Consider the following 9,931-nt stretch of genomic DNA (forward strand, 5'->3'; position numbering starts at 1 on the left):
CCGGATTGCAACGCGGCCAGGGACCAAAAGATGGTGAATGTCAACACGCCCTACCGGAAGGAGATGCAGGGCCAGCCGCGCCGGGTCGCCTCTTCCGCAAGCACCGCGTCGGCGTCCACCGCCACCGGATGATGCACGCTCTCCAGCAGGAAGAGATCGTTGCGGGAGTCGCTGTAGAACCAGGTCTCCGTCGGAGTGGCGTCCCGTTGTTGCAACCACGCTTCCAGACGGCGGATTTTGCCCTCGCGAAAACAGGGTGTACCCCGGGGCTGCCCGGTGAAGCTGCCGTCGGCGTTCTCCTCCGCCTCCGTGGCCAACAGGTCGTCCACCCCCAACAGCCGGGCAATGGGCTCAGTGACGAAACGGTTGGTGGCGGTGATGATCAACACCGTGGCGCCCTCTTCCCGATGCCGCCGGATGCACTCCTGCCCCTTGGGCAGCAGAATGGGCCGGATCATGCGTTCCAGAAACTCCTCCCGCCAACTCTCCAGGGTGGCGCGGGATTCCCGAGCCAAAAAACCCAGCTGAAAGCGCAGATAGGCCTGGATATCCAGCACCCCGTGGCGATAATCCTCGTAAAAGGCCCGGTTGCGCGCTTCGTAGTCCGAGTCGTCGACCCGACCACGCTCCACCAGATAACGCCCCCAGAGATAGTCGCTGTCTCCGGCCAACAGGGTGTTGTCCAGGTCAAAAAGGGCCAGTTTTTCCATACCGCATCCTTCCCGCTCGCTGCCGATCAGGGTCGATTCCCCTTGCCAAACGCCGCTCCGCGTGGTACCCAAAAAAAAATGGTGCGTGGAGCGAAAAAAAGGCTCAAGATCTTTTACACGGTGCCGATAAAGCGAACAAGGACAGGTAACACTTCCACACACCGGAGCATGCCATGATCAACGCTCTTCCCGACTCCTTCACGCACGGCTCCACCCAATCACCCCAGGTGGATCACTCCCGGCTGGTTCACACCGCCTCGGAGATCCGCACCAACAACGCCGAACAGGTCAGCGCCCGCGCCGTGGCCCAGGCCCAGGCCTCCAGCGAAGCCCGCGTCTCCCGCACGGTCGCCGAGCCACGGGACATCCTGGTGCGCACCCGGGTTTCGGCGGAAAAGGTTGCCGAATACGCCGCCAAACAGGTGGAGAAATTCGAAACCAAATACGGCGAAAAGCGCATCGAGCCGGTGCCGACCGACCACAACTCCCCACTCCACACCGGGCCGAAGGTGCCTGTCACCGGCATGCCCTCCAGCTACAAACCGGTCGACCTCTTTGCCTGAAAGCGCGTCGAACCAACCCGGCGACCCCTCCTCCCGACGGGATGCCCCTGCGAAGGGCGCCTTCCCGCCGGGCTGGCTGTCGGCGTTCGCGGGCAAGATGCGCCCCACCTCCGTGGCCCCGCCGACCGTCTCCTCCCAGGAGATCCTCTGGTCCTTCCTGGGTTCCATGGTCAGCATCGGTTTGCTCTCCTGGATCCACTTCACCCTGCTGCCCGCCGACCAGCTTCTGCTCGTCGGCTCCTTCGGCGCTTCCGCCGTGCTGGTTCACGGCGCCATCACCAGTCCCCTGGCCCAGCCGCGCAATCTGGTGGGCGGACATCTCCTTTCGGCCCTGGTCGGCGTGGTCTGCTACAAACTGCTGGGGGATATCCCCTGGCTGGCCGCACCCCTCGCCGTGTCGGGAGCCATCGCCCTCATGCAGCTCACCCGCACCCTGCATCCTCCGGGAGGAGCCACCGCCCTGCTCGCCGTGATCGGCTCTCCCGAACTACGCCAATTGGGCTTTCTCTATCCCCTGATGCCCGCCGCGAGCGGCGCTCTGATCATGCTGACCGTGGCCCTGCTGTTCAACAATCTCGCCCCCACCCGGCGCTATCCGCTCTTTTGGTGGTAGGCGATGGTTTGCATGCGCCACGTTTCCGGCTAGAATAACGAGCCGATGGCGAATACGGCGAAGCAATTGTTCAGAACCGTCCAAATAGATAATAAGCGGGAAGTCGTAACTATTCCGATATACGGGGGTTCGGGGGGGGGATTATCCCCCCCCGACGGGTCCAGGGCAGCGCCCTGGGACTCTCCCGTTTGCTGTTGACACGATCATGCTGCACCGTTCAGGGGTCTGAATAGTTACGGAAAGTCAAAGGATAGAACATTTTCTTTTTTTGATACTTAAAAGATAACATATTGAAAGTCAGAAAATATATCTCCACCTGAACGCCGTCGATCCTCCTGGAGGAGCTTCGCCATGGCCGCAGATCAAGAAGCGGGAAGGCCGCGCATCGACTGTACCCGCTGCCGCCACTACTGGATCACCTGGGATGCCAACTTCCCTCGGGGGTGCAGGGTGTTGAATTTCAAAACCCGCATGATGCCTTCCCAGGAGGTGCTTGCCGCCTCCGGAAAAGAGTGTCTGGCCTTCGAACCCAAATCGGGGGGAGGTGGTTCATCCTCTTCCGGATCCGCCGACAAACCTTTGTGGCGGGCCTGAGATGGCCTCCTGTCGCCTCTGCGGTAACAATCGGGGAAACCACTCCTTCCAGGCGCGGGAGATGATGTTCGGGTTAAGGGAGAGTTTCCTTTACGAAGAGTGCGCCGCCTGTCACTCGCTCTTCATCGTGGAGGTTCCCGCCGATCTGGGGCGTTACTACGGCCAGGACTACTACTCCCACAACCCCGTCAACCCCGCCGCGCTGAACGCTTTCCCCGAGCGGGTCAAACGCTTTCTGCGCCGGCAACGCCTTCTGGCCGGTTATCCCGACTCCCGGCCCTGGCAGCGTCTGGCGGCGGCTCTCTTCGGCCCCTCCCCGCTCTGGAGTTGGCTGCGTCCCTATGCCGTGCGCCCCGAGCAGCGCGTCGCCGATATCGGCAGCGGTTCGGGAAACCTGTTGATCCGGCTTTACCAGTCGGGATTTGACCATTTGACGGGCATCGATCCCTATGTGGCGCAACCCTGGTCCTGGAAGACGCTGCGGGTGCTGGACACCCCTCTCGACCAGGTGCGGGAACCCTTCGACTTCCTGATGATGCACCACTCCCTGGAACATCTGGCCGATCCCCTGCAGTTGCTGGGGGAGGCCAACCGCTGTCTGCACAAGGGGGCCTACCTGCTGGTTCGCCTGCCCCTGGCCGGGTCTCTGGCCTGGCGCACCTATGGAAGCAACTGGGTGCAGCTCGACGCCCCGCGTCACCTCTGTCTGCCCACCGAAGCGGCCATGCGCTCCCTGGCGCAACGGGCCGGTTTCGCTGTCCGGGAGGTGTTTTACGACTCCACGGCGTTTCAATTCTGGGGCAGCGTGCAATACGAATGGGATATTCCCCTGCTCGACCCGCGTTCGAGGCAAAAGAATCCCCTTGGCGACCTCTTTTCTGCGGAGCAGATCGAGCAGTTCGAGGCTTTGGCCACCGAGTCGAACCGGGTGGGGGATGGGGATCAGGCCTGTTTCTATCTGGAAAAGAGGGAGGATTGCTTAGAGCGATAAATCCTTTCAATATTTTGTCTTTTAACTATCAAAAAAAGGAAATGTTCTGTCTGTTGACTTTGTTTGTTCTATACAGAATATTTCCATTATTATGAACCAATAGCAAAACCGCGACACAATAAATCTTGATGATATAAACGAATTAAAGATAGAAACGTCAAAGGACAGAATATTTCCTTTTTTTTGATACTTAAAGGGCACCATATTAAAAATCAAAAAATTTAATATATTTTCCCGCAAAGTCCCAGGGCGCTGCCCCGGACCCTTGTGGGGATCGTCGACCCGACTTCCCGCGGTCTGAACAGATACCCAGTTATTTGACTATTATCCCGGTCGGGAGGGAAACGGAGGGGCGTGAGCGCAGTTCCTGGGAACCGGTGCGACTGCAAGACTCAGCCCCGGAATACGACCTGTCCGCTTCCTTGGAAAGGAGACAGCGAGGCTCATTCCAAACGGCTCGGGAAAGGCGGGCAAACAGAGGGGAATCTATTTGTATTTATTTGATATTTCCTGAACGGTCTCTTTCACGGCTGTTTGAATGAGCTGCATCATTTTAACGGTGGATGGCTGAAGAAGCTCTGTAGTTTTCTGCATTACAATCGCTGCTTTCGCAGTACTCGACTTACCAGCCTTACTCTCATAAAATGCAATCATAGCGTCAATTTCATCCTGCGTGTAAGCTTCCTGGTAAACTTTCACATATACCGGCTTCATCACCTCCCAAGAAAAGTGTTCTGCCATGATTTTGTTGCGCTTTTCAATAATCGTTGCAACATACTCCTCATAAATCTTAACCTGCTGACTGCTCGGTTTAGCAGTTCCAAAAAACTTTTCAACCGTTGGTAATGCCATCGAATCGGCCTGCTTCGTCACCAAACTGATCAGGTCTTTCATCGACTCTTGGATATTTTGCGCAACAAATAGTCTATCTATGGAGCTTTGACTTGGTCCGGCAGCGAACGAGGTCGAAGCCGGAACAACCATAAATAACAACAAGACGAGACATACTTTTTTCAACGATCTTCTCCTTCCCGTAATGAATTGACACAATCAATACCAGCACCAATTCCTTCGCGCCCGAATTTTGTCCGGTGTAATTCATCATCCGGATTTTCAGCCTCGTCGGAATGGAACAAGAATTCAACAGTTCAGGCCTAAAGTCAAGACCAGGAATCCTCTTCGCCCTCGCAGGCACAACGGATCACCGCTGAGATCAAATCACCAAACCTTATCGCTTCATGATATAACGATAATTATAGTTATTCGGTATTGTTCGCGGCAATAAATATTACCCTGCTAATCGCCATATCTCTAATAATGGATTAATTAAGAACAAACTTCAAAAAACGAAGAAGCAATGGGTCTTGATTGACTAAACGAATATAAATTGAAACATCAAAGGACAGAAAATTTTCTTTTCCTGATATTGAAAATATAAAATATTGAAAGTCAAAAAATCAATACCATCACCCGGCAATACCTCGGGAGTTTTGCAAGACCCTCTTAAATAAATACTAATCATTTTCACGTTTAGCCCGCCACTGCTGTCCGGTAAGATTCTCCTTGTCCCGGTTGCAGGTCGCACAGGCCGGCACACAGTTGGCCCGAGAGGTCGTGCCCCCCCGAATCAGGGGCGTCACATGATCCATGGTCAACTCCTTCGGATGAAACCGCTCCCCGCACCAGTAACAACGCCCCTCCCCGATGCGGTTGATCCACCAGGAGGAGCGCTTCAACTCCTTGGCCTTGCGGCGCTCCCGCTGCACATGATCATCATCGGCACGGATCAGGAGTTCATCCATAAGGTCAGGAATTCTCCGCCAGTTTTTCCGCCAGCCAAACCTTGAGCAGGGACTGATACGGCACATCCCGCTTGTTGGCCGCCACCTTCAGCCCATTCAACAGGCTCAGCGGCAAACGCAACGAAATGCTTTGCGTGGAGGGCTTCAGATTGGGAAAAACCACCCGCTCGGCCTTCGACCAATCCACGTATTCCGTGGAATCGTGTTGATCCCAGAAGTCCCGCTCCTCATCCTCCGTAGCAAACGAAGGAACCTGTTTAAGAGGTTTCATGATAAACACGCTCCTTTCGATTCGTTGGCCTTCCGGAAATGATGCGTATCCGGGTGTTGCCATGGCGCATGGTGAAGGTGACATGCAGTTCCCGACCACGACTGGTCCGGCCAAGGGCATGATAGCGGGGTTCCGCTCCACTGTGAGCAGTGTCTGCAACAATCAAGGGAGTGTCCAGAAACACCTCCTCCAGTTCCTGATCCGTAACACCGTGCTTTCGCGCGTTCTTTCCCCTGTTTCCGGCGTCCCAGTCAAAACCGACAACACATCCCCAATCGATTTCCATCGCTGCCGAGACCTTGAAAACGGAACATTCCGTATATGTTGGTTATATACTAACCTGTTCTCCTCGCACACTCAATCGGTTTTTATACAGAAGACTCACGGCGCAAACGGTCGAATATCCCACGCCGGCTGCCGACCCTGCACCAGATCGGCGATCACCTGCCCCGTGACGGGGGTCAACAGGATGCCGTTGCGGAAATGGCCGGCGGCGAAAAAGAGACCCGGCAGAGGCCCCGCCCCCAGCAGGGGAAGATTGTCCAGGGTGGCCGGGCGCAGACCGGACCAGGTTTGCGCCAGGCGAACGGCGGCCAGCCCCGGCACCAGCTCCGTGGCCATGGTGCTGATGCGCTGCAGGCCACCGATGGTCACCGCTTTGTCGAAACCGCGATCCTCCAGGGTGGATCCCATGAGGATGCGCCCATCGGCGCGCGGCACGATATAGCCCTTCAGGCCGTAGACAACGCGGCGCATCAGAGGGGGACGGGCCTCTCCGAGCAGAATCTGCCCCGCCATGGGCTTGATGGCGGTGCGCAGGGGCGGCAGATCCGCCATGCCGGAACTCCAGGCCCCTCCCGCCACCACCACGGCCTCGGCGCGATGGAGACCCGCAACGGTGCGCACCCCGACCACCCGATCCGCCTCCAGCACCAGGCCGACAACCTGCTCCCCGGCCAGAAAACGCCCTCCCAGGCGGGCCACCGTCGAAGCCAGCGCCTGGGCCAGACGCACCGGGTCGACCTGATGGTCGTCGGGATAGAAGTTGGCCCCCACCAGACGACGGGTCAGGGAGGGTTCGAGTTCCCGCGCCCGGATATCGTCGAGAACCTCGACGCGCAAGCCCCGGTCCAGCATCCACAGGGCCCGCCCCGCCACGATGCGCCCCTCTCCCGGATCCAGCGCCACTTCCAGAACGCCCGAATCCTCGTAAGCCACATCCACGCCGGAGAGTTCCCGCAACTCCCGGGCATACTCCCGAAACATCCCGCGACTGGCCAGACACAGCTCGAAAAAGGCACCCGCCTCGGAAACTTCCGACTGGGCGCCCAGAATCCCCGCCGCCGCCGCCGAAGATTCCGCGCCCGGAAAGGAGCGTTCCAGCAGGGTGACGGCATAACCGGCCTGCAGCAATCGATGGGCACAGGCACAGCCCATGACGCCGGCTCCCACGACAAGAACGTCCCCCATGCTCAACCTCCCGTCAAATCGTAGCGCAAACAGGCGAGTCGCTCCTTGCGCGCCGCGTCATAACCGTGCCACTTGCCTTCCGGCAGTTGCGCAGGAGCCACCAGGCGGAAGCCCAGCCTCTGAAAAAAGGCGGAGGCGCTCTCCCGTGTCGTGCAGGCAAAAAGATAACGCATCTGCCGCTGCCGGGCCTCCCGCAACAGGGAGTGTACCATGCGCCGCCCGATGCCCTCCCCCTGAAAACGGGTCAGGGTGAAGAGGGCCACGATCTCTCCGGCGCGGGCGCTGCGATAGGGGGCGGTCAACAGGGAACAGACCCCGGCCAGATGGGTGCCCCCGATCAGGGCGCCATATCCCTCCAGCAGCAGTTCGGCGATGGCGGCTTCGGAGCGGGGCAGCAGAAAACCGGCCTGCTCCCCCTGACGGATCAGGGAGGTGGCCGCCGGGAAATCGTCGAAACCCATGCGGCGCACTGAACAGTAGTGCTGCCGGGCCAGAAAGGTGCCATGTCCCTCGTAGGTGAACAGCTCCTGCTCCACTTCCCGCAGACGACAGAGGCTGATGGCTCCCACCCCGGCCTCCAACATCTCCGAGAGGTACTGCAACCGGTCGTCCCCACCCTTGCGGGCACAACGGCGTTGCAGCCGCTGCAGGCTCATGTAGTCGACCAGTCGGCCCGCATCGTCCCGCAGCCCGCCCCGGTCGTCCCCCACCACCAGGCGGGAAAAGCGGAAGCGTTCCGCTATCTGCGTCATCTCCCGCCAGAAGGCGGTATCATCGGCGGAGGGAACCTCCACGAACAGGAGGGAGAAGCGTTCGTTGAAACACCGGTAAAATTCGGCCAGGGAGAGGGTTTTGGCCACCTCCCGGAGGGACTCGACGCAGCAGGCCCCGGCAAGGTCCCGCTTGGCCACCATGACGATCAGACGGGCCCCGCAGGCCGCCAGCTCCCCCAGAATCCGCCCCAGACCCGGCAGATACTTGTGTGGGCTGGAGTGTCCCAGGGCGAAGACCAGCGTCTTGCCGTGAAACGCCTCCAGAAAAAAGGCCCGCTCCCCTGAATCCACTCCACGCCTCCCTGCCCAAAAAGAAAAGCCCGGGAACCGTGTCGGTCCCCGGGCCTCATTCTCCACCAAAACGGATCGGGTTGTCAGCCCTTTTGCACCACCACATTGGCGGCCTGCAATCCCTTGGCTCCCTTCACCACCTCGAAGGTCACCTGTTGCCCCTCCTCCAGAGTGCGGAAACCGGATCCGTTAATCGCGGAAAAATGCACAAACACATCCTCTCCACCATTGTCCGGAGCGATAAATCCATACCCCTTGGCATTGCTGAACCACTTGATCGAACCATTAACCGACTGTGTCATTCCTCGTCCACTCCCAGTTCTCAGTTTGCGAAAACAGCACGGCGGAGTAGCATTGGCCCTCCCCCCTCGGAAACCTTAGGAGGCTGTCGACACGCTGACAAGCAAAATCTTTTTTGGTTGCCATAAAAACAAATCAGACCAGACGTTCGATAACGAGGGGCAGTTCACTGGACTCCAGCAGCCGGGAGGGCCCCACCAGACCGATGCTGGCCTGCTCCGGGCGCAGATAGAGGCGGGCCACCCGTTTCAGATCCTCGATGCCGGTTTGCAGCACCCGGCTGCGATAGCCGCGCCGCTCTTCGGGAGTGCGCCCGTTGAGCCGGTCGTGATAGGCTCTTTTGGCCTCGCCCGCCGGGGAGCCGGGCTTGTCGATGGAACCCACCACCCCCAGAATGGCCTCCTCCAGACTGCGCTGCGTATGGTTGAAGCTCTCCAGCCACTCCAGACTGCGGTCGAAATGGTCCAGGGTCTCCGTCAGATGGGGATCACGGTAGGAGTAGAAACGGAAGGCGCGGCTGTCGGAGTCGTACCCCGCCCCGCCACCGTAAGCGCCCCCCTGCTCCCGGATGGCGCGATGCAGATAACCGTTGCGCAGAAAGACGCCCAGCACCGTCAGCACCGGGGCGTCGGGATGGCTGTAGGGCACGGCGCGATAGGCCTTGGCGCAGTGACACACCTGATGGGCATCCGCCACCCATCCGGTGAAACATTGCTTCGCCTCGAAACGTGAAAGCGGCAGGCCGGGCTGGCGCAACTCGCCGGAACGGTCCTCCCAGACCCCGGAGAGGGCCGTGGAGAGGCTGTCGAAATGTTCACCCTCTGCAGCCACGAAGAGACGGGGCCGCCCCTGGCGCAAACGGCGGGCCAGGGCGTCCAGTCGCTCCGACAGGTGTTCGAGGGGATGCTCCTTCTCCAGAGCCCGATCCAGCTCTTTGAGGCGGCGCATGGCCGGCATGCCGTGCCAACGGTCGCTCAGAGCGCCCACCGGGGAGAGTCCAGCCGAAGCGGCGCTCAGGGCCAGTTGATGCCCGGCATCCCCGATGCGCAACTCCGCGGCGGCCCGCATCTGCGACACCAGCTCGCGCAGGCGGTTCGTCTCGTCGAAACGGGCCTGGTCGAGGGTTTCGCGCAGCAGTTTGGCCAATGCCCCCTGGTTGCGCGCCAGCGCCTTGCCCGAAACCGTCAGCATGCCCCGTCCGGGGGCGTCCTCCGAGATGGCGGAATGGACCCCGGCATAACAGCCGATACCCCCGGTGACCCCCGCCATGAGGGCCTGGGTCTCCAGATAGTCCCGGCCGGCGCTGCCCACCTCCGCCATACAGGAGACCAGCAGGGGCAACAGCTCCAGTTCGTCATCCTGCAACAGGGGCAGGTCGATCAGGGCCTGTTGGTAGACCAACCCGTTGGTGGGACGGTCGAACCAGTCGCAGGGCAACTCGCCCACCCGGTCCGGAGTGCCCTCGGGAATCGACAGGGTCTCGGGCACATCGGCCAGTTCCAGGCGGGGCAACACCTCGGGATCGTCCTCCCGCATCTGCCGGGCCTGCAGCG

13 protein-coding genes are annotated in these 9,931 nt (G+C 59.8%); 4 read left to right on the plus strand and 9 right to left on the minus strand.

Features of this window, described 5'->3' with window-relative positions; all coding sequences use genetic code 11:
* Positions 1-50: 50 nt before the first annotated feature.
* Entirely contained in the window at positions 51-710 is a 660-nt protein-coding gene (locus HQL56_15010) for an HAD family phosphatase (protein ID MBF0310828.1), read from the minus strand.
* 173 nt (positions 711-883) lie between these two features.
* Between HQL56_15010 and HQL56_15015 the strand changes: the two genes are divergently transcribed.
* The 4 genes from HQL56_15015 to HQL56_15030 all read left to right on the plus strand — a co-directional run bounded on the left by HQL56_15015 (position 884) and on the right by HQL56_15030 (position 3,471).
* Positions 884-1,273, plus strand: a complete 390-nt coding sequence (locus tag HQL56_15015; protein MBF0310829.1) for a hypothetical protein — start codon at positions 884-886, stop codon at positions 1,271-1,273.
* 97 nt (positions 1,274-1,370) lie between these two features.
* Positions 1,371-1,886: an HPP family protein gene (locus HQL56_15020; GenBank protein ID MBF0310830.1), complete on the plus strand. Its 516-nt coding sequence runs from the start codon at positions 1,371-1,373 to the stop codon at positions 1,884-1,886.
* 351 nt (positions 1,887-2,237) lie between these two features.
* Positions 2,238-2,480, plus strand: coding sequence for a uracil-DNA glycosylase (locus HQL56_15025; protein ID MBF0310831.1), 243 nt, complete (start codon positions 2,238-2,240; stop codon positions 2,478-2,480).
* Position 2,481: 1 nt separating this feature from the next.
* Entirely contained in the window at positions 2,482-3,471 is a 990-nt protein-coding gene (locus tag HQL56_15030) for a class I SAM-dependent methyltransferase (GenBank protein MBF0310832.1), read from the plus strand.
* 486 nt (positions 3,472-3,957) lie between these two features.
* On the opposite strand, the gene HQL56_15035 is transcribed toward HQL56_15030, so the two are convergent.
* From HQL56_15035 to HQL56_15070, 8 genes are all read right to left on the minus strand, one after another.
* Positions 3,958-4,488 carry a DUF2059 domain-containing protein gene (locus tag HQL56_15035; protein MBF0310833.1) on the minus strand — a complete coding sequence of 177 codons (531 nt, stop codon included), beginning with the start codon at positions 4,486-4,488 and terminating at the stop codon, positions 3,958-3,960.
* Between the two features lie 497 nt (positions 4,489-4,985).
* Entirely contained in the window at positions 4,986-5,273 is a 288-nt protein-coding gene (locus HQL56_15040; protein ID MBF0310834.1) for an HNH endonuclease, read from the minus strand.
* A gap of 4 nt (positions 5,274-5,277) precedes the next feature.
* Complete coding sequence (locus HQL56_15045) at positions 5,278-5,544, minus strand: BrnA antitoxin family protein (protein ID MBF0310835.1); 267 nt, start codon at positions 5,542-5,544, stop codon at positions 5,278-5,280.
* Positions 5,531-5,830 (minus strand): BrnT family toxin, encoded by a 300-nt coding sequence (locus HQL56_15050; GenBank protein MBF0310836.1) that lies wholly within the window; start codon positions 5,828-5,830, stop codon positions 5,531-5,533. The genes HQL56_15045 and HQL56_15050 overlap by 14 nt, the downstream gene beginning before the upstream one ends.
* Before the next feature lie 95 nt (positions 5,831-5,925).
* Positions 5,926-7,020: a glycine oxidase ThiO gene (gene thiO / locus HQL56_15055; GenBank protein MBF0310837.1), complete on the minus strand. Its 1,095-nt coding sequence runs from the start codon at positions 7,018-7,020 to the stop codon at positions 5,926-5,928.
* Entirely contained in the window at positions 7,017-8,078 is a 1,062-nt protein-coding gene (locus HQL56_15060; protein MBF0310838.1) for a GNAT family N-acetyltransferase, read from the minus strand. Before HQL56_15060 ends, thiO begins: the two co-directional genes overlap by 4 nt.
* Positions 8,079-8,161: 83 nt before the next feature.
* The gene (locus HQL56_15065; protein MBF0310839.1) at positions 8,162-8,380 is read right to left on the minus strand and encodes a cold-shock protein; all 219 of its coding nucleotides are present in this window, start codon (positions 8,378-8,380) and stop codon (positions 8,162-8,164) included.
* Positions 8,381-8,513: 133 nt separating this feature from the next.
* The coding region (locus HQL56_15070) for a peptidase M16 (protein ID MBF0310840.1) at positions 8,514-9,931 on the minus strand (1,418 nt) is incomplete at its 5' end.

It is taken from the genome of Magnetococcales bacterium, from assembly GCA_015231925.1.
Taxonomy (GTDB): Bacteria; Pseudomonadota; Magnetococcia; order Magnetococcales; family JADGAQ01; genus JADGAQ01.